23 protein-coding genes and 1 riboswitch are annotated in these 24,762 nt (G+C 43.2%); of the genes, 2 read left to right on the forward strand and 21 right to left on the reverse strand.

Going from position 1 to position 24,762, the window contains the following annotated elements; all coding sequences use genetic code 11:
• Positions 1–79 precede the first annotated feature (79 nt).
• From BQ7400_RS03755 to BQ7400_RS03810, 12 genes are all read right to left on the reverse strand, one after another.
• Positions 80–280, reverse strand: a complete 201-nt coding sequence (locus tag BQ7400_RS03755) for a hypothetical protein (protein WP_072469527.1) — start codon at positions 278–280, stop codon at positions 80–82.
• A gap of 44 nt (positions 281–324) precedes the next feature.
• Entirely contained in the window at positions 325–483 is a 159-nt protein-coding gene (locus tag BQ7400_RS10790) for a helix-turn-helix transcriptional regulator (RefSeq protein WP_342741512.1), read from the reverse strand.
• A 309-nt stretch (positions 484–792) separates the two neighbouring features.
• The gene (locus tag BQ7400_RS10795; protein ID WP_245759406.1) at positions 793–1,974 is read right to left on the reverse strand and encodes a hypothetical protein; all 1,182 of its coding nucleotides are present in this window, start codon (positions 1,972–1,974) and stop codon (positions 793–795) included.
• Between the two features lie 171 nt (positions 1,975–2,145).
• Positions 2,146–3,510 (reverse strand): M56 family metallopeptidase, encoded by a 1,365-nt coding sequence (locus BQ7400_RS03770; RefSeq protein ID WP_072469528.1) that lies wholly within the window; start codon positions 3,508–3,510, stop codon positions 2,146–2,148.
• Positions 3,491–3,904 carry a BlaI/MecI/CopY family transcriptional regulator gene (locus BQ7400_RS03775; RefSeq protein WP_072469529.1) on the reverse strand — a complete coding sequence of 138 codons (414 nt, stop codon included), beginning with the start codon at positions 3,902–3,904 and terminating at the stop codon, positions 3,491–3,493. Before BQ7400_RS03775 ends, BQ7400_RS03770 begins: the two co-directional genes overlap by 20 nt.
• A gap of 158 nt (positions 3,905–4,062) precedes the next feature.
• Positions 4,063–4,290 (reverse strand): helix-turn-helix domain-containing protein, encoded by a 228-nt coding sequence (locus BQ7400_RS03780; protein ID WP_425445221.1) that lies wholly within the window; start codon positions 4,288–4,290, stop codon positions 4,063–4,065.
• Positions 4,291–4,570: 280 nt separating this feature from the next.
• Entirely contained in the window at positions 4,571–6,445 is a 1,875-nt protein-coding gene (lysS, locus tag BQ7400_RS03785; protein ID WP_072469659.1) for a lysine--tRNA ligase, read from the reverse strand.
• A gap of 35 nt (positions 6,446–6,480) precedes the next feature.
• Positions 6,481–6,954 (reverse strand): transcription elongation factor GreA, encoded by a 474-nt coding sequence (gene greA, locus BQ7400_RS03790; protein ID WP_034441045.1) that lies wholly within the window; start codon positions 6,952–6,954, stop codon positions 6,481–6,483.
• A gap of 77 nt (positions 6,955–7,031) precedes the next feature.
• Positions 7,032–7,943: a tRNA dihydrouridine synthase gene (locus BQ7400_RS03795; protein WP_072469530.1), complete on the reverse strand. Its 912-nt coding sequence runs from the start codon at positions 7,941–7,943 to the stop codon at positions 7,032–7,034.
• A 43-nt stretch (positions 7,944–7,986) separates the two neighbouring features.
• The gene (locus BQ7400_RS03800) at positions 7,987–8,760 is read right to left on the reverse strand and encodes a type III pantothenate kinase (protein ID WP_034440971.1); all 774 of its coding nucleotides are present in this window, start codon (positions 8,758–8,760) and stop codon (positions 7,987–7,989) included.
• Positions 8,761–9,537 (reverse strand): ECF transporter S component, encoded by a 777-nt coding sequence (locus BQ7400_RS03805; RefSeq protein ID WP_072469531.1) that lies wholly within the window; start codon positions 9,535–9,537, stop codon positions 8,761–8,763.
• Positions 9,538–9,573: 36 nt separating this feature from the next.
• The gene (locus BQ7400_RS03810) at positions 9,574–10,524 is read right to left on the reverse strand and encodes a P1 family peptidase (RefSeq protein ID WP_034440973.1); all 951 of its coding nucleotides are present in this window, start codon (positions 10,522–10,524) and stop codon (positions 9,574–9,576) included.
• A 244-nt stretch (positions 10,525–10,768) separates the two neighbouring features.
• Here BQ7400_RS03810 and BQ7400_RS03815 point away from each other — a divergent pair, with 244 nt between their 5' ends.
• On the forward strand, positions 10,769–13,177 hold the full coding sequence (locus BQ7400_RS03815; RefSeq protein ID WP_072469532.1) for a transglycosylase domain-containing protein: 2,409 nt from the start codon (positions 10,769–10,771) through the stop codon (positions 13,175–13,177).
• Between the two features lie 85 nt (positions 13,178–13,262).
• Here the strand turns inward: BQ7400_RS03815 and BQ7400_RS10800 are convergent, their stop codons facing one another.
• The 7 genes from BQ7400_RS10800 to BQ7400_RS03850 all read right to left on the reverse strand — a co-directional run bounded on the left by BQ7400_RS10800 (position 13,263) and on the right by BQ7400_RS03850 (position 21,345).
• Complete coding sequence (locus tag BQ7400_RS10800) at positions 13,263–14,690, reverse strand: S-layer homology domain-containing protein (protein WP_180371948.1); 1,428 nt, start codon at positions 14,688–14,690, stop codon at positions 13,263–13,265.
• A gap of 179 nt (positions 14,691–14,869) precedes the next feature.
• Entirely contained in the window at positions 14,870–15,484 is a 615-nt protein-coding gene (locus BQ7400_RS03825; RefSeq protein ID WP_072469533.1) for an ECF transporter S component, read from the reverse strand.
• A gap of 52 nt (positions 15,485–15,536) precedes the next feature.
• Positions 15,537–15,651: riboswitch (FMN riboswitch) on the reverse strand.
• A 135-nt stretch (positions 15,652–15,786) separates the two neighbouring features.
• Positions 15,787–16,203, reverse strand: a complete 417-nt coding sequence (locus tag BQ7400_RS03830) for a hypothetical protein (protein WP_072469534.1) — start codon at positions 16,201–16,203, stop codon at positions 15,787–15,789.
• A gap of 19 nt (positions 16,204–16,222) precedes the next feature.
• Complete coding sequence (gene nhaC / locus BQ7400_RS03835; protein ID WP_072469535.1) at positions 16,223–17,743, reverse strand: Na+/H+ antiporter NhaC; 1,521 nt, start codon at positions 17,741–17,743, stop codon at positions 16,223–16,225.
• Between the two features lie 85 nt (positions 17,744–17,828).
• A complete protein-coding gene (locus tag BQ7400_RS03840) occupies positions 17,829–18,629 on the reverse strand; it encodes a response regulator transcription factor (protein ID WP_034440978.1) in 801 nt (266 codons plus the stop codon).
• Positions 18,604–19,902 carry a sensor histidine kinase gene (locus BQ7400_RS03845; RefSeq protein ID WP_072469536.1) on the reverse strand — a complete coding sequence of 433 codons (1,299 nt, stop codon included), beginning with the start codon at positions 19,900–19,902 and terminating at the stop codon, positions 18,604–18,606. The genes BQ7400_RS03840 and BQ7400_RS03845 overlap by 26 nt, the downstream gene beginning before the upstream one ends.
• 63 nt (positions 19,903–19,965) lie before the next feature.
• Complete coding sequence (locus BQ7400_RS03850) at positions 19,966–21,345, reverse strand: Sapep family Mn(2+)-dependent dipeptidase (protein ID WP_072469537.1); 1,380 nt, start codon at positions 21,343–21,345, stop codon at positions 19,966–19,968.
• A gap of 139 nt (positions 21,346–21,484) precedes the next feature.
• Here BQ7400_RS03850 and BQ7400_RS03855 point away from each other — a divergent pair, with 139 nt between their 5' ends.
• Entirely contained in the window at positions 21,485–22,048 is a 564-nt protein-coding gene (locus BQ7400_RS03855; RefSeq protein WP_425445223.1) for a transposase family protein, read from the forward strand.
• 80 nt (positions 22,049–22,128) lie between these two features.
• Here BQ7400_RS03855 and BQ7400_RS03860 read toward each other — a convergent pair whose 3' ends face one another.
• On the reverse strand, positions 22,129–22,884 hold the full coding sequence (locus BQ7400_RS03860; RefSeq protein WP_144019919.1) for a hypothetical protein: 756 nt from the start codon (positions 22,882–22,884) through the stop codon (positions 22,129–22,131).
• Between the two features lie 449 nt (positions 22,885–23,333).
• Positions 23,334–24,701, reverse strand: coding sequence for a L,D-transpeptidase family protein (locus BQ7400_RS03865; protein ID WP_072469540.1), 1,368 nt, complete (start codon positions 24,699–24,701; stop codon positions 23,334–23,336).
• Between the last annotated feature and the right edge of the window lie 61 nt (positions 24,702–24,762).

The following is a 24,762-nucleotide window of genomic DNA, read 5'->3' on the forward strand; positions in this document are numbered from 1 at the left end:
GCAATCTTAGTCGCTACGCTATAATATAGCTTTTAACTTTATTTTTTCTATTTGTATTATTTTAAAACACAAAAACTGTTTAATTCTTTTGTCTAAAAACAACAAAGAGCAAGATGATGCTAACAATCAAACCTACGCCAAATTTCACCCACATTACCATTGGCGAAACACTCCATTCAGGATGATTTGCTGCTGCTATATAATCTTTAACTAACAAATATGTCCCGATCATAGCAGGAATTAAAGAGCCGAAAACTTTTGCTACAACTTTTAAGTTCATTAACACCACCTCCATTTTACTAACTAAATATAGTCATATAATTCCTAACAACAATTACGACTATGACATATATATGTTTCTTCTCCGTCCAAATCAAAAATCTGATATTTACAAACCCCTAAAGCATTTGCTATATCGTTAGCAGTTTTAAAACTCGGAATTGTTTTCCCAGTTTCTATTTTGTTTATACTTGTCCTTGATATACCTACTTTTTTCCATGTCTATGTTGCGATAAACCTAAAGGTTTCACGATATGCGTTATAGTTCTTTGGTTGATCCCACGATATTCCACTATTACCAATACTCTCGCTATCTATTGTCAAATGATTGGCGAAAGGTACAATCATAAAACCATCAAAATCCTCAACTATCGGAGTTTCTAAATCTTGTATTCTACTTGCGGTGTTTTTTTATCCATCGCAAAACTAGAAGTTGGCATTACCATTGCCAACAACAGCATTAAAGCCATAGTTAAACTAATTGATTTCTTAATCTTTTCCTCCTTAATAATTTTATTCCAATCCTTCTGTTTCAGTTAAAGGATTTATAAATTTTTTATTTACTTCTAACTCAAATTCAATACAATTATGTTTATTTAATTCATGACCATGATCTTTTTCTGATTTTTTCCCTTCCGACTTTGTAGATACTATTTCTTTTCCCCTAAATAATTCTAGAAAAGAAAAAGCATTTGATTTCATATCTTTAACGTAAATTCCATATTCTCCATCATTTGGAATAGTAAATTTTACCTCATCTTCTGGGTTTTCTACACTCTTTTTTATAGGAGCACCATAATCATTATAGCCCCAGCCAGCTTTAATGTCTTCGGCAGGCAAAATACCTACTTCTAAATCATTTCCTTTTAAAGACTTTAACTTAATGACTACGGTATCACCTTTTTTCCATTTTTCTCTAGCAAAAGTAGCTACACTTCCTTTTAACAAGCGGATTTGAAAATGCGTAGATCCTTTCGCATCCCTAGATTCAACTAAAAAATTTTTGCTTGAAAAACATTTTTTAGCAATTGTTTCGTCGAAATTATCTCCTGATTCCATATCTTCAATATATAACAATGCTGATTCTTTGACTTCGTTTGGTAAACTATTAATATGTCTTTTTAGAATATTTATATTTTCTTCTGTCGTGTCCAAAGTAGCGTAGTAATTAGGCTTGAGATTTTTATTTATATAGTCGACAATGGCTTCATACCCATCAGGTTCTTTAGCTGAGCGGATTATAATATCCTTAGCTTCATACTCTGAATCATCAATCATATACTCTATCTTATTTAACATATTCGCTTTTGCTTTTTCTGCGATAGCCTTATTTGAAAGATTTGGATACATACCCCTGTACATATTGAAAATCTCAATATAAGATGATATATATTGATTTATAGACTTTTTTTCCATGGTCGGATATAGGTTCTGCAGTTCTGTCAAAAAGGTTTTGGTTTCATATTTGTCGTCAATATTAACTTTTGAAACTTCATTAGCACTAAGTGCTGTTAAAACTTGACTTGGCTCATAGTTTACACTTAATTGTTCCTCTTTACTTAGACCATTAAACCATTCTTGCCATTCTTTAGGGCTGACTTTTGAGTTATTATTTGCTGATGAATCAATTACATTTGTTGCCATTGCTGTTAACAGCATCACCATGGCTATTAATAGAGTAAATCTTCTCTTCATTTCTAACCTCCTCATATAATTTTGCTTAACCTCAATATATTTGACATTAAAATCAAATATTATCTATTTTTCCAACTCTTGTTTCTAGCTATATTATAGAATATAGTATCTAAACTAATCGCCATTTCTATACCTAATAGGATTTAAGTTTATTATCAATTCACCTCCCATCTACCTGACATATGAATTTATCTTCACCTTTCCTGATAATGTTTTATTTGACCTATTAACAATTGTAACTATATAATTGCTTCTTCTATTAGCCTTAACCTTTAATATTGAATCTGAAGCAAATCTTTTATCATAGATGATTTTTCCATTTTCTTCAATAATTACTGAATAATCAACTCCTCCAGAGCAAGACCTATCTTTTAATCTGACTGTAAAACCATCATGAACTGGACCTGTCCAGGTATCCATGTTAAATTCATAGTCTATCTTATCAAATCTTTTTAATCTTATATTCTCATCAACATTTGCTGCTCTGAGACCTGTTCTCGATACTTCTCCTAATTCTAACTTTTGATACTCTTCGTCACTTATTATTTGAACCCTATCTCCAAATTCAGAATTAATATTAGTGACTATTTCACCTTTTGTATCAATCCTATTTTGATTTAGATCAGCCACATTGGCAAATACTGGTAAACAAAATGTAAATGTCAATATAAATACTACCAATCCTGTAAGTGTCTTCTTCCATTGTTTCATAATAAGTATCCTTTCTTTATTTGGGTTTAATTTTAAAACTAAATTATTTGTATTACTTCCTATTTCTAATAACTTTAGCATTGACACGCAATATTCTTTTCTGTTTTTTATTGTGTCTCCTAAGTTTTCAACCACTAGCTTATCACAGTTGATTTCAATGTCCCGGTCTAGATATTTTAAGCTCAGCCATAAGAGTGGATTGTACCAATATATGCAGACTACAATATTTATCAGGTGGGTTAGTAAAATATGAAATTTCTTTATGTGCATTAATTCATGGATTAAAACATGGTCTAGTAATTTTTCATCAGCTAGTATATGATCTTGTAGGATTATCTTTGGTTTTAAAATTCCAAAGGTAAGGGGAGTTTTTAAATTGTTATTGATATAAATCTCTACTTTTCTTTTTAGTCCAAATTTCCTTATTTTTTTCTTACATAAAGTATTTTGGGTAAGGGTAGAGCCTTTCATTACTTTATTGAATTTATAAATTTTTATTCCCAAATAAGTAAAAATCAAAATCGAACCTATTAGTCGGTTTAGTTTAAAAAATATAGAGCCTATTTTATTTACTAACAATCCTAGAGAAGAATCAAAAAAATTTGTTATAGCAAGTAAGATAAAATTTCCCTTTACACTTTCTATTCCGATTTCAAGTTCATAGGGACTTATTAAGTAGACTAATAAGACTATCCACAAAACAAGGCTTGCTGACCTGAAGGATTTTTTATTTAAGGTTGGTCTAACTAAGAAAATTAGAACTAGTAAGTAAAGACTTTTTATAGATTTTTCTAGAGTAATTACCCTAACTAGACTTATTGCCATCCTTATCTTCCTCTTGGTCCTCTTCGTCAAAGCTATCTATTAATTTTTTCATTTCTTCTATTTCTTCTTTTGTGACTTCTTCGTTTTGTAAAAACGTTTTGCAAATATTTAAAAGTGATCCCTTAAAAAGTTTGTGAAAGGCTTCTTTTTGCTTATTCAAAAGAGCATCTTCCCTTGATACAAGTACTCTAATTGTATATTTAGGATATCTCCTAGCTATCGCCCCTTTTTCTACTAATCTTCCAAAAAAGGTGTAGCAAGATGTTTTACTTATATCGTACTTTTCCATCAATATTTTTGATAAGGCAAGAGCTTGGATTTCTCCATTTTCGTCTAAGACATCGCCCTTCCATAATTCTTCCATTACTAGTAATTCTCCATCTGAAAATTCCAACTATATTTCCTCCTATATAAATTACATTTTCATTTGCTTTTGCATTTTTGTATCTTTAATTATTTTCACATTGAGTATGCCATGGATTTAAAAAATAGTCAAGTGTTTTGACCATTTAAATAATATTTTTTTGTATTTTAATATATCCCCGTTTAATTTTAAATCTCTCTTTCAAACTCATCTTCAAAACTAATAATATCATTAGGAGTGCAAGTTAAAGCCTTACATATTCTTTCTAAATTCTTAAATGTAATTGGTTTATCCTTGCCCATTTGTGCCATAACATTTGTTGTAATTCCTGCCATGGCTATTACGTCTGTTTTCTTTAATCCTTTTTTTGCTAACTGTATCCATAATGGTTTATAGTTAAGTGCCATAATATCCATATTTTTCTCTTTATTAGATTTATTTAATTATAGGATAAATATTGATTTCATTCAATCTTACATTGATTTATTGTTTTGTTTTAGAGAATTTGTTGTGTTATTCCGTCCTTATTTTGAGTAAAAAAGACGATAGAGTTTTTAATTTCTATCGTCTGAGATTATCCAATGTTTATTTTTCTTTAAATTGATTCTATTGTATAGCTTAATAATTCTATTAATCCAATTATAAAATTAAACTGGGATTCATAACAAACCCCAGTTTCATAATTAGCGTGTTCTTTTAATAAATTTTTGATCCTGCTGGAATGGAGGGGTCTAGGATAATTAGGTTTAACATTTCCTCTCCATCGTAGTCGCAAATGGCTGATAGGAGCATACCACAGGATTCTTCTCCCATCATCTTCCGGGCCGGCAGGTTGGTAATGGCTAAGAGCTTTTTGCCTACCAATTCTTCGGCTGTATAGAAGTTTTTAATGCCGGACAGGATGGTCCTGTCTTGGCCGCTGCCATCGTCCAGGGTGAACTTCAAGAGTTTCTTGGACTTGGGTACTTCTACACATTCTTTAACCTTGACAACCCTAAAGTCTGATTTTGAGAAGGTATCAAAGTCCACTTCTTCTTGGAAGAGGGGTTCGATTTGGATCTTAGAAAGGTCCAGGTCTTTCACAGGAGTGGCTTCTGCCTTGGGGCTTGCTGCCTTGCCTTCTGTTTCTCCTTCCAGGGGCTTCATGGTAGGAAAGAGGATTATATCCCGGATGCTGGCTTGGTCTGTTAAGAGCATAATCATTCGGTCTACACCAATTCCCAGGCCTCCTGTGGGAGGAAGTCCTACTTCCAGGGCATTGATGAAGTCGTAGTCCATGGGATGGGCTTCGTCGTCTCCCTCTTTCTTGTCTTCCAATTGTTTTTCAAAGCGGCCCTTTTGGTCAATGGGGTCGTTTAATTCTGAAAAGGCATTGGCAAATTCCCAAGTGTTGATAAAGGCTTCAAAGCGTTGGGTAATTTCCGGATGGTCGGGATTTCTCTTGGAAAGGGGAGAAATTTCCACCGGGTGGCCAATGACGAAGGTGGGTTGAACCAGCTTTTCTTCGCAGTATTCTTCAAAGAGTTCACTTAAAACGTGGCCCTTGGTCCAGAAGGCTTCAGGTTTAAGGCCGTGTTTTTTGGCCAAGTCCAAGGCTTCTTGGTCGGTCTTTACTTGGTCAAAGTCAATACCGGCGTATTCTTTTACGGCATCATGCATGGTGATCCGTCTCCAAGGAGGGGTCAGGTCAATGTCCACACCTTGGTAGTTGATCTTGGCTGTTCCCAATACTTCTTGGGCTACATAGGCAAACATGTTTTCTGTAATCCGCATCATTTCTTCATAGTCGGTATAGGCTTGGTATAATTCGATATTGGTAAATTCGGGATTGTGCCGGGTGTCGATGCCTTCATTTCGGAACATCTTGCCCATTTCATAGACCTTGTCAAAGCCCCCGACAATAAGGCGCTTTAGGAAAAGTTCGTTGGCAATCCGCATTTGCATGTCAATATCCAAGGCATTGTGGTGGGTTAAGAAGGGACGGGCATTGGCTCCACCAGCCACGGTTCCCAGGATGGGGGTGTCCACTTCCAAATAGCCCAGGTCATCTAAAAAGCGGCGGATAGCCTTGATGATCTTGGACCGTTTAATGAAAATTTCCTTGTTTTCAGGATTGACAATGAGGTCTACATAGCGTTGACGGTAGCGAAGGTCTGTGTCCTTGAGGCCGTGGAATTTTTCGGGTAAAATTTGCAGGCTCTTACTTAAGAGGACGGCTTGGGTCACCCGGATGGAAACTTCTCCAGCCTGGGTGGTAAAGACCTCTCCCTTGATGCCGACAATGTCTCCAATATCCCAGGCCTTCACATCTGCATAGCCCTCTTCCAGGACGTCTTTTCGGGCGAAAAGTTGAATCCGGCCCTTCATGTCTTGAAGGTCCAGGAACATAATCTTTCCATGGCCCCGTTTACTCATAATCCGTCCGGCCACAGAAACTTCCTTGCCTTCGTAGTCTGAATAATGGTCTTTAATGTCTGTGGAATACTCTTTTACATCGTATTTCTCATGGACAAAGGGATTTTTCCCGGCATCTTGGAGTTCTTGTAACTTTTGACGCCGCATGAGTCGCATTTCATTTAAATTTTCCACTTTTCTACCTCCTGGCCCTAGAGTGAAATTTCAACAACTTCGTAGTGAATCACTCCATCCGGCACTTCAACTTCTGCTACATCGCCGATTTTGCAACCAATCAAGGCTGCTCCCACCGGGCTTTCATTGGAAATTTTTCCCTCCAAGGGGTCTGCTTCAGCTGAACCTACAATATCGAAAACATCTTCTTGGCCGGATTTTTTATCCTTGACCTTGACATGGGTTCCTACGCCAACAGTGTCCTTGTCAATTTCGTTTTCTTCAACCACCTTGGCATTTCTAACCATGTTTTCCAGCTTGGCAATTCTTTCTTCTACATGGGCTTGTTCATTTTTAGCCTCATCGTATTCTGAATTTTCAGACAAGTCCCCGTAACCCAAGGCCACGCGAATTCTTTCAGCCACTTCCTTACGGCGAACTGTTTTTAAATACTCAATTTCTTTTTCAATCTTATCCAACCCTTCCGGGGTGAAAAATATATCCTTATCCATTCTTCTCTCCTAACCTAAACAAGACTCATCTCTTGCTTTAATAATGTGAATTATTATAGCCAATAAAGGGGAAATTGTCAAGGATGGATCTGGTCTTCCTGGTAATTTACCAGGATTTGCCTGATTTCTTCCCTGTCCTTGGCCCTCATTAAGGCTACTTTGACTTCCTTGCAAGACTTTAGTCCCTTCATGTAGGCTAAAAGGTGCTTGCGCATTTCTAAAATTCCCTGTTTTTCTCCATAATAGGCCAGGGCCTTGTCCAAGTGGTCCATCATGACCCGGATTCTTTCCTCCAGGCTGGGCTGGATGCCCTGGAAGATCCAGGGGTTGCCAATGGCCCCCCGGCCAATGTAAACCCCAGCCAAGTCCTTGGCGGCCAAGCGGTCCTGGGCTTCTTGGATGGTAAAAATATCCCCATTGCCGTAGACGGGAATTTTTACTTCCCGGGCCAGGCGGTGGATAAAGTCCCAATCACTTTTCCCCTCATAGTACATGTCCCGGGTCCGACCGTGGATAACCAGGTAGTCCGCCCCGGCCTCCTGGGCCCTTAGGGCCAGGTCCATACCCAGCTCATCCTCATGAAAGCCCTTACGGGTCTTGACTCCCACAGGACGGTTAGCCGCCTCCTTGACCCTTTGGATGATTTCAAAGGCCCTGTCTTGGTCCAGCAAGAGGCCAGATCCAGACCGGGACTTGACAATCTTAGGCGCCGGACAACCCATGTTGATTTCAAAGGCCACAAAGCCCGGCAGGTGGTTTAAGTATTCCCGGACACAGGTTTCCATAATCTGGGGGTCGTCGCCAAAAATTTGTAGACTTGTATTTTTCTCCTGGGGTGGGGTCAGCATCTTTAGGGTTTTTTTATCCTTGTAGTAGAGGGCCCGCATACTGACCATTTCCGTTACCATGCCGGCGGGATGAAAGTCATCCACAATGGCCCGGTAGCAGGGGTCTGTATAGCCCGCCAGGGGTGCTAGGTATAGGTTCATGGTATCCTTTCTAAAAAACCCCCCGCTAAGCGGGAGGTTCTTGTTAATGGTTCATTTCATAGACAATCCGCAAACCGTCTAGGGTTAAATAGCGATCAATGAGGATGTCGTACTTACTCCGACTGACCAACATGGTGGCAAAGCCTCCTGTTGCAACAATATTTACGTCTTGGGCCTTCTTTTTGGATTCCTTTAAGATGGACTCGATAATCCCGTCAATCATGCTGGAAAATCCGAAGTAGAGGCCTGACTGCATACTGGTTACAGTGGTCTTGGCAATGACCTTGGGGGCTTCTACAATTTCAATCTTGGGCAGCTTAGAGGTCCGCATAAAGAGGGCATCGGCACTGATGCCGATTCCCGGCAGGATCAAGCCTCCCAGGTATTGTCGTTTTTCGCTGATGACACAAAAAGTAATGGCCGTTCCAATGTCAATGACAATCAAGGGGCCACCGTATTTTTCCAGGGCTCCTACGGCATTGACAATCCGGTCTGCCCCCACTTCCTTGGGGTTGTCGTAGCAAATGTTCAAACCGGTTTTAATTCCCGCCTCCACAACAATGGGGTCCTTGTGGAAGTACTTTACAATCATATTGGGCAGGGTATGCATAAGGTTGGGGACAACGGAAGAAATAATGACGTCGTCAATCATTTCCGGTGTAATTTCCCTGTTGGCTAGAATTTGTTGGAAAAGCAGGCCGTATTCGTCACTGCTTTTGTTTTTGTCGCTGGCAATCCGCCAGTCGTGGATCAGTTCCTTTTCCTTGTAGACACCAAAGACGATATTGGTATTTCCTACATCAATCACTAATAACATTTAGTTTGTAATCCTTTCTCTTACAGCATTGGCCACGGCCGCTGTAATAATGACTGCGATAATTGCTTCCGGCACCCCACTGGTAAAGATAAAGGAAAAAATAACCTTTCGGGCCATTTCCAGGGATGCGTCCGGCTTGATGGCTGCCAGGAATCTTTCTGCAAAGAAGATGTAGATTCCTCCCATAACCATAATGGTGTGCATAATGGTGGCGACAAAGGCGCTGACCATTACGGCAAAGTTCTTTTCATCGTATTTCTTTAGATAGAAGAACAAAACAAGGCTCACAATGGATAGGACTCCATTGAGGATGGCTGCATAGATTTTTACTTCTGGTACTAAAGACCGGTAGAGGCCATAGAGTAAGAAGGCAATAATAGCAATCCAGCCCACTTGAACCACTTTTTTGGTGGTGTGGGAGTCCTTGTTTTTTAAAAATTTAAATAAATAACCAGCAATGAGACCAAGGAGGATCCTGGGCACAATGGAAATTAAGGGGTTGTAAAAGCAAAAGCTGATGGCTGTTGGCCGGGTAATGGCGTTAAATAAACTAGATAGGCCAAAAATAAGGCCAACCAAGCCCCCTACCAGGGGTCCTTCCAGCACGGCCCCAATAATAACCGGGATGTGCATGGTGGTTGCATTTAGGGGTCCAATGGGGACAAATCCCAGGGGGGTTAGGCCCAAAACAAAGGTGATGGCCCCTAACATGGCTACAATGACAAGGCGTCTTGTAGCACTTTTTTGACTGACTGCTGATTTGTTTGTTTGATTCATTTTTACCTCCGATCCAGCTCTATTTCTAGATGCCGGTCATTCTAGGGACTCCCTTCCGGGTAGTCCGCCGCAATTATGGACAGCTACACTGTTGTAAATGGCTTGGGAGATGACCTCTGTTGCCATGGCTCCCACCAGGGAGACGTCTGCCTCCACTTGACCTGTAGCCAGACAGAAAATGGTGTCCCCATCATTGGCGGTATGGACGGGAAAGATACTTCTTGCATAGCCATTGTGGGCCATGCCGGCGATTTTTTGGCATTGGGCCTTGTTAAACTTGCCGTTGGTGGCCAGGCAGGCAATGGTTGTATTGCCCCCGATGAAATTTCGCCCCTCTTGGTTAAAGAGGGCCTGGCGGGTGTTGATAAAAGACTTCTTTTCCCGGTCATAGGCTCCGGCAATTTTTTCATTGTTTCTGGCATCGTAGATGTCTCCAAAGGCATTGGTAATAACAAGAGCTCCCACAACTAGGTCGCCTACCTTCATGGAAGCTGTTCCCAGACCGCTTTTCATGGCATAGTCCAGGCCCTTATATTTTCCCACGCTGGCCCCTAGGCCGGCACCAACCAGGCCTTGGGCTGTTTCTTCCTTGGCATTGACTACGGCTTGGTAGCCTTCCTTGGCGCCCGGTCGAATTTTTGGGTCACCAGTGGTCAAGTCAAAAATAACAGCGCCAGCCACAATGGGCACTTGGGCTACGACAACATCCAGACCAATCCCTCTTTCTTCCAGGGCCTTCATAATTCCGTCCCCCACGGCAAGACCATAGGCTGATCCCCCAGATAGGAAGATGGCATTGACTCCCTGGACCGTATTTTCCGGTTTTAAAAGGTCTGTTTCCCGGGTCCCCGGGGCAGCTCCACGCACATCAACACCGGCTACTGTCCCTTCTGGAGGAAGGATAACTGTAACCCCTGTAAGGCCTTCTTTGATTTCGCTGTGGCCTACCTTGATGCCTGGAACATCTGTGATTGATCCTTTAAACATGTCTTTGACTCCTTTTTCTATCTTTTGCTATTATAGCACACTTCTTTTCCATTACAAGCTTTAAATCTAAATTTTAACAAAATATGGCCCTTATTTTGCCCCTGGCTCCCAGTCCCCTTCTTATAAGGAAGAAAAGAATTTTTTTAAGACTTTCCTAATTTTTATAAAATCTCACCAAATCAAGGAATCCATGCTATAATAGAAATGGTATTCTAGATAAATACACCATGAAAGGAAGGTTTCTATGAGTCAACGACCACGCTCAAGGTCAAAATCCCACAAGGGATTTGGATTCCTAGGCGCTTTAAAGGTATTATTTTTATTGGGTTGCATCCTCCTGGTTAGCCTAGGTGGGATCCTGGCAACCTATACCATTTCAACCCTCAAAGATTCTCCGGACATCGACCCCAAGAACTATCGAAAAGTCCTCTCTGAAACCAGTGGAGTTTACGATAAAGACGACCAGCTTGTGGAAAGACTTGTCCAAAACGAATACTTAGAATTCGTCCCCTTGTCCCAAATTCCTGAGTCCATGCAAAAGGCTGCTGTGGCCATTGAGGACGAGCGGTTTTATAAGCACTCCGGTGTGGACTTCCGCCGGGTGGTTTCAGCCATGATCTACGATTTAAAGACCCGGTCCCTGGACCAAGGGGCTTCAACCATTACCATGCAGCTGGCAAAGAACCTCTATACCAGCCACGACAAGACCTTTGGCCGGAAGTTAAAGGATATTTACAATGCCTACCGCTTGGAAAATGAACTTTCTAAACCAGAAATTTTAGAGGGCTACTTAAATTCAGCCTCCTATTCCAAGGGGACTGTAGGTGTTCAAGCGGCCGCCAAGACCTTTTTCAACAAGGACGTATCTGAATTGACCCTGGCGGAATCGGCCCTAATTGCCGGTATTACCCAATACCCTACAAAATACACTCCCTTTACTGTGGAAGCCATTGGTCCAGAAGATGACCTGTCCACTGTTGAATTGAACTTGACCCCCCAAAAGGAACCCCACGATGTCACAGACGAAGAAGCAAGATGGGCCAAGTATTTCTACGAAAATGGAAAGATTGACATCTACGACTATTCGCAAATTCTCTCGGGAGAATACACCATGGGCAAGGCGGTCTTTAATCCCAAGTCCAAGGACCGGCAGGAAGTGGTCCTCTACAAGATGAAGCAACTGGGCTTTATCAGCCCCCAAGAATATGACCAAGCCATGGCCCAACCCATTCAAATTGCCCTAGGAACTCGAAAGACCAAGGGACTTTCTTCCTATTATGTGGACGCTGTCAAGGATGAAGTTTTAGAAATCCTAAAGGCCCAAGGCCACACCAGCGAAGAGGCCAACAACCTCCTCTATAACGGAGGCCTCCACATTGCCACCTCCCTGGATTTGGACATGCAAAATAAACTCCAAGACGTAGTTAGTAAGGACCGCTACTTTGCCGGTAACCACACCGACAAGCACGGCCTTCCCCAACCCCAGGTTGGTTCGGTTATCTTGGACCAATCCACTGGTCAAGTCCGGGCCCTTATTGGCGGCCGGGGCATTGCCGGAAGCAACATCCTAAACCGGGCCAAGAACCCCCGACAACCGGGATCTTCCATCAAGCCCATTTCCGTCTATATGACGGCTTTAAACCATGGAATTACTGCCGGGGATGCCTACAATGACTCCCCCATTTCCAAGAGTCGCAAGACTCCCTATGCTCCTAAAAACTCCACTGGTTACCAAGGTTGGACCACCGTTCGAAAATTGGTTATCAACTCTTCCAACGTAGGCTCCTACCTGGTAGGCCGCAGCATCGGTCGCAATGACGATGACTCTTGGCAAAAGATCGTGGACAATTTAGAAAACATTGGTATTAGCAGCCTGGTCCTTCCGGACAAGGATCCGAAATACAACGACTTTAACCCCTCGGCCCTTTGTCTGGGTGGGATGAAATACGGGATTAGTCCCCTGGAAATGGCTGGTGGCTTTTCCGCCATTGCCAACCAGGGCCAATACATCAAACCCACCTTTGTAGACTCCATTACTTCTAGTATTGGTGAAAAACTCTACGAGGCTGACCGGACTCCCAAGGAGGTTATGAGCAAGCAAAATGCCTATATCCTAACCAGCATCTTGCAAGATGTAGTCCGGCAGGGTACAGGAACCTACGCCAACCTTCCGGGCTTCCATGAAGCTGGAAAAACCGGGACCACCAACCGGAAACGGGACTCCTGGTTCGTGGGTTACACCCCCTACTACACCTGTAGCGTTTGGATTGGAAATGATGACAACACCCCCCTACGGGACTATTCCAGAATGGCTGCCCGGCTATGGAGGGCTATTATGACTGATGTCCACCAAGGTCTGGAGGACAAGGAATTTGAAAAACCCGATGGCCTCTATCGCAAGTACCTTTCCGGTGCCGGCTATACAGAAATCTTTGTTGAGGGAACCTCACCCAAAAACACCAACAAACTCTACCGGCCAAAACCGAAAACAGAAGACGAGGACGGCAATAAGAAGGACAACAACAACAACGACGACAAGAAGGACAGGAAAGAAAGAAAAAGACGGTCCGACAACAATAGCAATGACAACAACAAGGATTCCAGAAAGTCTTCAAAAAAATCTAAGTCTAAAAAAGACGACAACAACAATTAAAAGACAAAAGGCAAGACGCAAGTCTTGCCTTTTTTATGAGAAAAGCCCGGAAGGTCCGGGCTTTCTTTTATGAATTTATTTTTATTTATTTGAAGCTGTTGGCTGCCAAGACGACTTGGACATAGGCCCAGTAGCCTTCCTTGACATCCTTAAAGGTCTTCAGGTCCTTGGCCTCTTTTAGGAGGTCTTTTTGGTCCTTAATCCGACCATCATAGTGGTTGAGGATGGTTACAGCTTCTGCCCTTTGGATTTGACCATTGGGTTTAAAGCTGCCATCGGGATAGCCTACAATGTGGCCATTGCCATAGGCTTGGTTGATGGCTTCTTCAAATTCATGACCCTTGATGTCGGCAAAGGGGGCCTTTTTGTCTGACTTCTTGTCAATTCCTGCCAGGGCCCGGGCAAATTCTCCCCGGGTAATGGGGTCATTGGGGCGGAAATTGCCATCCTTGTCTGCCAGCATGAGGTCTTTTTTCACCATGGCATGGATGGCTGCATTGTACCAGGCGCTAGGGGTGTCCTTAAAGTTGGCCTTGGATTGGTCTGTCAGGTCCAAGCCTGCCAGGTGGGCAATCATGGATGCCGCCTCAGCCCGGCTAATTTTTCCTTCCGGACGGAAACTTTGGTCCTCATAGCCATAGATATATTTTTCATACTTGGCCTTTTCCGCCTTTTGGTCAGATTTTTCCAGACCGGCAAAGACCAGGTCCCCATTTTCAAAATAGGTCTTGTCGGCCAATTTTACCATGACAATGGGCTTGATAAACTTGCAGGCTTCTGGAAGCTTGTGGATGGTAATTTCATAGCCTTGGTCCACAGCCTTGACACTATAGTCCCCAATAGGAAGCTCTTGCTTCTTGTACTTGGGTGTAGAGGAAGATAGGGCGTCTATCTTTTGGTCCTTGTAGTCTTGGTCCTTTACATAGTTGAGCTTCAAGAAGACCTTGTCGCTTTCTCCCATCTTCTTGGCCTCTTTCAAGTTGGTTTTGATCCGGATCTTATTGTCCTTTAAGGTGGTATACTTCTTTTTATTATGGGGGTTTTCTTGGTCCCTGTCTCCTAAAACTTCAAAGTCCACCAGGGCCTTGTGGGTAAAGTCCCTGAAGAGACCGGACTTTTTCCCGTCGACATTCTTAAAGGGAATTTTTTCCATTTCTTCCAACTTGGCCTGGTCTATCTTATCATCAGCCAAGAGGTCCTTGGCCCTTTGAATCGCTGCCTTGACTTGGCCCTTGACCTGGTCATTTTCATAGTGGATGGCCGGGTTGTCCAAAACGGCAGGGTCCAGGGTGTCCATGTATTTTTTCAAGGCCTCCTTGGCCTCCTTGACCCGAACGTCAAAAGACTTCTTGTCTTCCTTGACCTCTGTCATCTTTGCTAAATCCGTCTTGGAACTTGCATAGGCCTGGCCTGGAACAAGACCTGCCACCAGGGTCAACCCTAAAAGACAAGAAACAAAACCAATGGATAATTTCCGCATCCCATACTTGGGCACTTGAGCATCTTTTTTCACTTCTACTCTCCTCCTTGGATTAAATATACTTGGACCCGGTTCAAACCTGGGTCCCAGCTTAAATCATTTCCATTATACCATTTTGGCATAGGCTCTCAATATCTTGAATTACCCTATATTTTTTGAAAATTTTCTCCAATAAAAAAACCACCCTCTTCCAGGATGGCTTCTTGTAAACTTTACTTGTGGAGAATGGGAGACACCCTCTTGTATAAAAGAAGGGTTACCAGGCCGGCCACCACTCCCTTAAATAGGTTAAAGGGAATCATACAGTAGACCATAAGTGACCAAAGGTCTGTCACCTTGTGGCTAACAGCACTTCCTGCTGCAATAATGGCGTCCATGGGCATGAACTTAGAATATAAGGGAAAGATAAAGAAATAATTGCTGATGGTGGAAAAGGCAGTCATCACCAGGATACTGACTAGAAGGCCTATAAGGGCACTCCGGTAGGACTTGTGGTGGTGGTAGATGAGGCTGGATGGGATGACAAAGGCACAACCAACTAGGAAGTTGGATAACTCCCCGACCCCGCCGGTGGTGGTTCCCTTAAAAATCATTTCCAAGATAACCTTGATGCCCTCGATAATCATTCCGGCAAAAGGTCCCATGGCAAAGCCGCCAATAAGGGCCGGGACATCTGAAATGTCCATCTTAATAAAACCCGGCGCCAAAAAGGTAATGGGAAAATCTACATACATTAAAATAAAGGCAATCACCGATAGGACACTGATCTTGGTCATGGTCCTGGTGGCTATTCTCGGTCTTACTGACTTGATGTTTACTTGATTCATTGTAACCTCCTTATATTTAGGCATAAAAAAATGCCCACAACTTCGGGGCTATAAGATCCTTCTTTCATCCGGACTATACCGTCGGTATCGGAATTACACCGATTCAGTCTTGCGACTCGTGGACTATCACCACCGGTGAGGAATTACACCTCGCCCTGAAGATTCTCTTCCTTTTCAGGATAGCAAAATCCCCCGGCCCTGTCAAGGCCTTTTGAGAATTACAATCAAGGCCAGGCATAAAATAAGAGGCCGGATGGCTTGGGAAAATCCCAGGCTACCGACCTCCTATGAGGGAAAGTAATTTATTTCCGATGGTTTACCTCTAAAATCTTCATCTTGGGCAATTTTTCCCGGACCAGGTCCTCAATGCCCCGAGCATCTTCCGGACTAAAGATAAATCGTCGGTTGATGGCCCCCTTGTTAAAGTGGACTTCCACTCTAGGGGCCGACTTCAAGCTGTCCTTGTGGATGGCCTGAATTTCTTCATAGGTCCAAAGGTTTTGAAAGCAATGACCCAAGACCCTGTACTCAATGTCCACACCTTGGTCTGATACCACTTGCTTTCTTTCTGAAAAGCTGGCCAGGATTACCACCAGGCCAAAGGGCATGAAAAACCAATTTTGGTGGACAAGGGCCTGGTAGCTGGATAAGACCCCTAAAATCAGGGCGGCTATTTTGACCCAAAGCTTCCGCTCCGGTAGAATTCCATAGTATTTCATCGCTTTCACTCACTTTTTCTTAAAGACTCTTATAGATTCCTGCTTTTCTTCTTTCAACCAGGGCCTTCATGGCAATTTCATGCGCTTCTTCCGGCGCTCCTGCAGGGCCGCGGCCCTTTTTCAGTTTTCCATAGAAGGTGGTTCTGGACCCATCTGCAAAGAGGATGTTTCCTCCCCAACTTGCCGTAACTAGGGCAAAGATTGGGTTGATTAGGTTCATAAAGCAATAGGGTAGGTAGGACAGGGTGGGGACTCCTAGAACGGATGTATGGTAGGATCCGCAAGAAGACCAGGGTACTAGGGGTGACCAGAGGGTTCCACCGTCTTCCAGGGTTCTGGACAACATGTTCCGGCCCAGGCCCATTTGGTCATAATTATCCTTGTACATAGAGGATGGGATAATTAAACCTAGATATTGGTCACACATGGTGGTAATACAGAAGATGGAAGTTGCAAGAGTGACAAAAACCAATTGGAAGGGGGTCTTGACCTTGTGGATCAAGTGACCCAGGATGGATTCAATGGCTCCAATTTTTTGTAGGATTCCACCAAAGGCCACAGCCACAATAACCAGGTTGTTGGTCCAAAGCATACTGTCCATTCCCCCGCGGTTGACCAGGTTGGAGAACAATTCGTTTTGAGATTCGGCAGAATAACCATAGTGGAGCATCCGGATACAATCGGCAATTCCGGCCCCTTGGAGGACAGCTGCAAAACCGCACCCTACCAAGGACAAGAGAACAATGGATGGAATGGCCGGCATCTTAATAACGGCAACGATGATAATCATCAAGATGGGGATCAAGAGCAAGGGGCTCATATAGTCATAGTGGTTTACAATTTCTGCAGAAAGTTGATTGGCTAGACTTGGGTCATAGCTATTGACACTGGAGAATGAGAAAAAGGCATAGAGGATAATGGCCATCACCAAACTTGGGAAGGTTGTGGTTACCATGGCCCCAACGTGGTCGAAAAGACCTGTTTGGGAGGCTCCAGCTGCCAGGTTGGTGGAGTCGGATAGGGGAGAAAATTTATCTCCACAGCAGGCTCCGGACAAGATGGCTCCGGCAATCAGGGCTGGGTTTAAGCCCATGGTCTTACCAATGGCCATAAAGGCAATTCCCAAAGTCGCCGATACTGTCCAGGCAGATCCCAGGGCAATCCCTACAACGGCACACATCAAGGTGATAAAGGGTAGGAAAATTCCCGGAGATAAGAGTTTCAAGCCATAGTAGACAACGGCGGGAATGGTTCCACAAGCGGTAAAGGACCCAATAAGGCAACCCACCAATAAAATGATGATAATGGCCTCCAGGGATTGGTTGACTGCTTCCAAGCCTGCAGCCAACATGTCCTTGTATGTATAGCCACAGCGGTAGCCGATGATCATGGCAACACCGCAAGACAGGGTTACCGGAATGTGGGGGTCTTGACCCCAGCCAAAGACGTAGTTGGAGATCATAACGGCCAATAAAAAGATAATGGGTATTAAGGCTTCAAGTTTATTTGGCAGCCTAGCTACTTTTGCATTTTCGTTCATGCTATTTCCTCCTTAAATTATTTTACTACTTTAAGGATAGTCTAGCAGGGTCCTTGTCAATGAAGTGTCAATACCGGTAGAAATTTTAAAAATAATATTTTTCCTGCTCCAGAAGTGAGTTCACTTCTTCGGCCCAGGAGTATTGGGCCATGTACTCTCCATGGTAGAGGTCTGCCCCGGCTTCTTTATCTTCCAGCCAGCTAAAGTAGTCGCACTGGATCCAGTCTGGATGAGCCAGGCTCATATAGCCCCTTTCCGTGTAGATTAGGTCCTGGCAGGCCAGGTCCTGGAGGCAGTCTCTCAGGTCTTTTTTCAGCATGCGAAAATAGGAATCGTGGCCCTCATCCTCCCAGAGGTGGGCCATAATTTCCCGGTTGCTAGTCCGGGCTCCCCGCCGGTGGACCAAAAAGGCCAGGAGCTCCTTGGTCTTGTCAAATTTAAACTTCACCGGCCTTCCGTCAATGAGGATGTCAAAATTTCCAAAACAGGTAATCTTGACTCGTTTTTCCGAATCTTCTTTTATGTCTTCCGGCTGGTATCTCAGGTTTTGAATAGCATGGCCCACCTGGTCCGAGCTGGCCGGCTTCATAATATAGTCGCTGGCATCCAGGTCAAAGGCATTTCTCATATAGTCGTCGTAGCCTGTAACAAAGATAAAATTGCTTCTGGGATAGATTTTTTTCAGCTCCTTGGCAAAGTCCACCCCATTGAGGCCAGGCATTTGGATGTCAATAAAGTAGACATGAAACTCTTCCCTCTTGGCCAGGTCCAGCCCCTTCAAGGGGTTGGTTTCCACCGTCACCTCTGCCTTGGGGTCATTTTCCCTAACCAGGTCTGCCAGGTAGTTGGCAGCCAAAGGCTCATCGTCCAATACTATGTATTTCACGACGTTCTCCCTCCAGTCTCTGTATTTTTTCCCTTTCTCCGGGAATCAGAATGCGAACCTTGGTGCCAAAACCCGGCATGGATTCAATGTCCATTTGGGCCTTGGCGGTATTTTTTAACCTTTCATAGGCATTGGCAATCCCTATGTGTTTTTTCCCATCCAGGTGGACCCTTTCCGGGTCAAAGCCCTCTCCGTCATCTATAATGGTGATGATGTGGTCCCGGCCAATCTTTTGACTCTTGATTTCCACCGTTCCCCCTTCCAACCTTTTGCAAATCCCATGCTTGACTGCATTTTCCACAATGGGCTGCAGGGTCAAAACAGGCACGTCAAAGTCCGTGGACTGGATGTCGTAGACAATGTTTAATCGGGAGCCAAACCTGAGTTTTTCAATATCTAGGTAGATCTTGATATGGTCCAACTCCTGGCTAAAGGGGTGGACCTCCCTGGAGTCTACCCCGTACATGTTCTCCCTGAGGTACTTGGAAAACTTCACAGTGGTTTCCTCTGCCAATTTGGGATTAGTCCGACAAAGGGCTGTAATGGTATTGAGGGTGTTGTATAAAAAGTGGGGCTGGATTTGAGACAGCATCATGGACAACCTTTGTTCCCTAAGCTTGATGTCCTTTTCCCTGTTGACTTGTTGGGAAATGTAGACGTGGATCATAAGATAGTAGAGCAAAAAGCTAATGGCATAGGTCTTGACTAAAATTCCCGGGCGAATCCCTGCAGAGTCCAAAATATTAGCTGTCATTAAAACAGAAATAAAGCAAAAGGCCCCTAGGGGGTTTTTGTTGGATACCTTGTATAATTTCATATTTAAGACAAAGAGGAAGATAATCCAATAGACCCACTCTGTAATGGTACAGGTGTATTGGGCCAAAAAGTCCGCCAGGTTTTGGCTCATGCCTAGGGCTCCTTGAAGCCTTTGGGAAAAACAGGTCAAGTAGACCAGGGCATTGAGCCCGGCAGGAATGTAGTTGGCCGCCTTTTTCTTGTCCACCATCCTAATCATGGCCACCATGGGCAGGGGCCTTAGGGCATAGAAGAAAAAGCTGGCCAGGACCCAGGCTACAGAAGAAATCCCCCGGTCATTTAAGTAGCCCAGATAAAAGGCGTTGATGGAAATAAGGAGCAGTAGGGTCATATTGATCGTCATCCTGACCTTGATGTCCCGGTCCACCGAGGACTTGACGGAAACGACAAAATAGGTGCTAAAGACGATAATTAGAAAAATAAAATTCTCCACCAGGTAGTTTTGGATTGGGTTCATGGGTCCCCTCCTTATAAAGAAAGGAGACAAGGCGCCCCCGTCTTGTCTCTTCCCTTCATGTTATTAGTCTACGAGTTTTTGAATGGCTGACTTGTAAATTTCCTTGGCCAGGACTAGGTCCTCAATAAGGATGTTTTCATCGGGCATGTGTTCTGTGGCTTCCCGACCCGGCAGCATGGGACCAAAGGCCACAATTCCGTCCATGGCCCGGGCATAGGTTCCTCCCCCAATGACCTTGGCGGGAGATTGGTCCCCTGTTTTTTCCCGGTAGGCTTCCAAGAGCTTGGTCATAACAGGTCCTTCTTGGTCCAAGTGGACAAAGGCTTCGTCCCGGATTAGGTCAATTTTTACAGCCCCTAGGCCCTTTTCTTCCAAGGCCTTCTCTATATTTTGGATAATGTCTTGGATTTTTCCTGTAATGGGATAGCGGATGTCCACATAGAGTCTGATTTGGTCCTGGTCACTTTCAATAATTCCATAATTGTAGGAAATTTCCCCACTTTCCTCATCGGACCAGTAGCCTCCCAGGCTCTTTCCATTGTTTTCTCCCTTGACACAGTCTTGGAAGAAACGAGTTAAGAGGCAATCTTCTTCCTCCACTTCCTTAAAGAGCTTGACAATGGCATTGTCCCCATCCCAGGGGGTAGACCCGTGGGCAGACTTTCCTTGGGCTTTAAGGGTCTTTCCGTTTTTCAGCTGGGCCTTACAGGAGTCCGCCACCATGTTGGTGGCATTGCCCCCTTGGATGCTATCAAAGGCCGTTTGGTCCTTGGGAAAGGAAATCTTTAAATTGGCAATGCCCTTTTCACAATAGATGGCAGGAAATTCTGCATCTGGTGTAAAACCATAGTCCACATGGTCTTCATGGGCCAGGTAGTAGTCCATGTCCTTCCAGTCTCCAGTTTCTTCAGCTTGGCCGAAAATCAAACGAACCCGGTGGTTAAAGGGAACTTTTTCTTCAATAAGCTCTTTCATGGCATGGATAGCCGCCATGGCCGGCCCCTTGTCGTCGGTAACCCCACGGCCGTAGATCTTGTCCCCCTTGATGGTGACCTTAAAAGGGTCTGAAGACCAGCCATCTCCTGCCGGTACCACATCCAGGTGGCAGAGGATACCAATGAGGTCCCCCTTGTCCCCATAGTCGGCATAGCCCACCATGTGGTTGCAATTTTTTGCCTTCATCCCATACTTTTCGCAAAGGGCCAGGGTTTTTTCCAGGGCCTCAGCGGCTCCCTTGCCAAAGGGGGCTTGGGGGTCATCCGATTCTATGGATACACTATTTATAGATACAATTTCATCTAAATCTTTTAATAAGTCTTGTGTTGCTTTGTCCATTTCCATATTTTCACAACCTTTCTTTCTTTCATTGTAGTGAAAAAGTCTTTTCCCGTCAATAAAAAGAGGTTCTATAATAAATGTTGGGGTCCCCCTAGACTCCAACATTTATTTTTTGCCATAAAAAATGCACTTATCTCTTTTTTCCTTTACAATAAAGTTACCACAACAAAATGAAAGGGTGAGATAAGTGCAAAACTATACTAACACAAATCTATTGAATTTAAAAGGTGTCTCTATTGACGAGGTGGTCTCTTTTGATGATCACATTGATGTAAAACTCCATTCTTTATACAAGGAGGGACTTTGTCCTGTTTGTGGGCATAAGACCTCTCGCATCCATGATTATCGTCTGCAAAGGATCCAACATACGCCCATTGGCTTGCGGAAGGTCTTTCTTTTTCTTCGGAAGAAGCGCTTTGTTTGTCCTCATTGTCAGAAGCGTTTTTATGAGTCTTTGGATTTCTTAGCTCCTTATTCTAGACGGACTAAGGATCTCCACTTCTTTATCCAAGACCAATTAAAACAGGTCCGGTCTTTATCTTCTATTGCCAAGGACTTGGGTTTATCTTCCTCTTGTCTCACAAGCTATCTAAAGTTGGCTCCAAGGAGGCGGCCAAATCTTCCTCGGGTCTTAAGTATGGATGAGTTTAAGGGAAATGCTGGTGGGGATAAATACCAATGTATTTTAGTGGATCCAATCCATCACCAGGTACTGGATATTTTACCCTCTCGACGAAAAAAGGCTTTAATGGACTACTTTTCTTCTTNAAAAGACCTCTTGGAATTTTTTTATAAAGGGTCCCAATAAAAATACCAGAGAAAATATAAATTCTCTCTGGTATTTGATCCAACTTTATGGGGTCACCACAATTCGAAGTCCTCTTTTTCTTATTCTCTATATTCTGTCCCATCCACTTTGTAGCCAATGGAGGATTGGCTACAGATAAAGTCTTTTTCCTCTTGGCTATAGTAGCTAAGTCCCTTAAAGAGTTCTTTTTCTTTGTCCTTTAAAATTTTTTCTCTTAGCTCTGTCAGTTCTTTTCCTTGTTTTCCTTGTAAGTCATCCATCTTTTCTAATTCATCTGTTAGTCGCCAAGAAAGAACCTCTGATTCTTCTATGGTAAATTCTGGGATTTTACTTTGAATTTTTTCAAAGGGGAAGTCTGCATAGACATGAAAGCCCTCTTCTTCTTTTTGGTCTTGGTCTGCCTTTTGTTCTTGGGCTCTTTGTAAATCTTCTTTACTGACTTCCAGTTTATGGTGGCCCTTTTCGGTATAGGAAACATTATCCATCACATAGCCCAAGTAAGATTCCTTGGCAATAGCATCCATCTCTTCTTGACTAAAGTTATAGCCCTTAAAAATTTCCTCTTGCTTTTCCTTAAAGAGTTCTTCTCTTATCTTGGTTAACTCTTTGCCCTCTTTGCTTTCTAGGTCTTTTACTTTAGAGGCTTCTTCTGTCAACCGACTCGAAATTAGGGCAGCATCTTGTGGTGTAAAATCAGGAATCGACTGTTTAATATAGTCTTGGTTTACTCCCGCAGAAACATAGGGCCCCGCTTCCTCTGATTTTTTATCTCCTCCCTTACAGGAAACAAGACCAAGCATTAAAAGAAAACAGAGAATCCATGAATATTTTTTCATATCAATCTTTCCTTTCAACTTCCACTCCATTTCATCTTTAGAATATAAATGATTTTTACAACAAGATCTCCTAAAGATATGCTATTACTTCTGTAAAAAGCCTTACTCCTAGCTAATGAATTTTTTGCTCTTATTCTCTTTTTGGCTAGTAATTTTCTCATTCAATATCAAAAGATATTCAATAAAATCAACCACCTCTCCTTTTCTAGCTATTGAAATATTAAAAAGAGAAAAGCAAAACTCCTATTAAGAAGGATTTTAACTTTATGAAACCTTCTCTAGCTTTTGATGCAAATGACATCTTTCTAGTTTTATTATAACCCCTTCCATATTAAAATCAACAATCAATCTTTTCTTGAAAAGGCCAGAAAAAAATACCAGAGAAAATATAAATTCTCTCTGGTATTTGATCCAACTTTATGGGGTCGCCACAATCAGGGATCTTTTCTTTAGGACTTGTAAACCACCACTGGGGTTCCATAGTCGATGTTTTCATACACTTTTGGCATATTCTTGGGGGGCGTATTGACACAGCCATGACTTCCCCCGACTTGGTAAATTTTACCCCCATAATTGGACCGCCAGGAGCTGTCGTGGATGCCCACACCTACCCAGGTGTAGGGGATCCAATAGTGGACATAGCTCTTGTAATTGTCCCCTGTTAAATAGCGGTCTCTTTCCTTGGACCAAACCCGACCAACCCCGGTTGGAGTGGCATTTCCCTTGCTGGGATTCCCCGTAACAATGGGGGTATCCACCATGAGTTGGGCGTTTTTATAGACCCACATGTGTTGCCGGGTCAGGTCAATTTCCACATAGTTGGACCCAATGTCGTTTTGGGTCCGGCTCATGGCCTCTTGGCTATAGACGGGTTTTAGGGTCTTGGATTGGCCTTCATTTAAAAGCTTCAGCAGTTCTTCCCCTGTCTTGGCCTGGTTTGTCCGCCAACCGTAGATACCCCCTTGGACGGTAACCGTTTGACCTCCTGTTGCGTAGAAGGTCCGGGTCCCCCGGTAGGTGTCGTATTTTTTGGCCAAGTCAGCTACATAGGCCTTGACTTTTTCTGGGTCTGGATTTAAGTTTCCTTGGCCATCATCTGTATAGAGGGCCAGGAGCTTTTCTCCATTTAATTCTTCCTTCCGGTCCTCAAAGTCATAGACCACATTGATGGAAGAAATCTTGGCCAGGGAGGCCAATTGGTTTTTTAAATAGGGAGAGTCCTTGGTGACCTTGGGGTCGTGGTAGACATTTTCCTTGTTTAAGTCCAACTTGGTCTTTTCATTTTTCAGGGCCCTTAAGACCTCATGTTTTAATTTTTCCGGAGCCACCTTAGTACCTTGGACTTCGGGTTCAATGACAAAGCCCTTGCCCTGCTTGTAGGTGACATAGGCATCCTTGGGGTCTGTGGCTGTGGGGTCTGTCATAAAGGGTGATGAAGCAATTCTTTGGTCTAGGACCTGGGCATTGTAAATGAGCTTGGACTCTAGCTTGTAGTCCTTGTGGGAAAAGAAGAGAATTGGCCAGGCCCAGGGGTTTTGTCCCAGGTCCACCTTGCCCCTTAATTCTTCATAGTAGCCAATATCTTGGGCCTTAAAGACATCTTTTAGGTCATGCCGGCCTTGGACGGTGACTTGGAGCTTTTTCATCTTTTCTTCGTATTGGTCTTTTATTTGGTCTTTTTTGACAAAGGAAAAATCTTTATTGTTGATATAGGTATTGGCCAGGGTGTATTGGTTAAAGACCCAAACCCCTGCAAAATAAAGGCCTGCAAAAATTACCAGCAGGACGATAAAAAATATCTTAAAAAACTTTCTCACTTCTGGTCCCCCTTTTTCTCGTTACCTTTTGTAGTATACCATAGTTTTCTACTTTACCCAA

The organism is Urinicoccus massiliensis (assembly GCF_900120405.1).
GTDB lineage: Bacteria > Bacillota > Clostridia > Tissierellales > Peptoniphilaceae > Urinicoccus > Urinicoccus massiliensis.

Coding starts and splice junctions, on each gene's coding strand:
- BQ7400_RS03755 (WP_072469527.1), bottom strand. CDS start 280: ATGAACTTAAAAGTTGTAGCAAAAGTTTTCGGCTCTTTAATTCCTGCT.
- BQ7400_RS10795 (WP_245759406.1), bottom strand. CDS start 1,974: ATGAAGAGAAGATTTACTCTATTAATAGCCATGGTGATGCTGTTAACA.
- BQ7400_RS03770 (WP_072469528.1), bottom strand. CDS start 3,510: ATGGCAATAAGTCTAGTTAGGGTAATTACTCTAGAAAAATCTATAAAA.
- BQ7400_RS03780 (WP_425445221.1), bottom strand. CDS start 4,290: ATGGATATTATGGCACTTAACTATAAACCATTATGGATACAGTTAGCA.
- lysS (WP_072469659.1), bottom strand. CDS start 6,445: ATGCGACTCATGCGGCGTCAAAAGTTACAAGAACTCCAAGATGCCGGG.
- greA (WP_034441045.1), bottom strand. CDS start 6,954: ATGGATAAGGATATATTTTTCACCCCGGAAGGGTTGGATAAGATTGAA.
- BQ7400_RS03795 (WP_072469530.1), bottom strand. CDS start 7,943: ATGAACCTATACCTAGCACCCCTGGCGGGCTATACAGACCCCTGCTAC.
- BQ7400_RS03800 (WP_034440971.1), bottom strand. CDS start 8,760: ATGTTATTAGTGATTGATGTAGGAAATACCAATATCGTCTTTGGTGTC.
- BQ7400_RS03805 (WP_072469531.1), bottom strand. CDS start 9,537: ATGAATCAAACAAACAAATCAGCAGTCAGTCAAAAAAGTGCTACAAGA.
- BQ7400_RS03810 (WP_034440973.1), bottom strand. CDS start 10,524: ATGTTTAAAGGATCAATCACAGATGTTCCAGGCATCAAGGTAGGCCAC.
- BQ7400_RS03815 (WP_072469532.1), top strand. CDS start 10,769: ATGAGTCAACGACCACGCTCAAGGTCAAAATCCCACAAGGGATTTGGA.
- BQ7400_RS03825 (WP_072469533.1), bottom strand. CDS start 15,484: ATGAATCAAGTAAACATCAAGTCAGTAAGACCGAGAATAGCCACCAGG.
- BQ7400_RS03830 (WP_072469534.1), bottom strand. CDS start 16,203: ATGAAATACTATGGAATTCTACCGGAGCGGAAGCTTTGGGTCAAAATA.
- nhaC (WP_072469535.1), bottom strand. CDS start 17,743: ATGAACGAAAATGCAAAAGTAGCTAGGCTGCCAAATAAACTTGAAGCC.
- BQ7400_RS03845 (WP_072469536.1), bottom strand. CDS start 19,902: ATGAACCCAATCCAAAACTACCTGGTGGAGAATTTTATTTTTCTAATT.
- BQ7400_RS03850 (WP_072469537.1), bottom strand. CDS start 21,345: ATGTTGGAGTCTAGGGGGACCCCAACATTTATTATAGAACCTCTTTTT.
- BQ7400_RS03860 (WP_144019919.1), bottom strand. CDS start 22,884: ATGAAAAAATATTCATGGATTCTCTGTTTTCTTTTAATGCTTGGTCTT.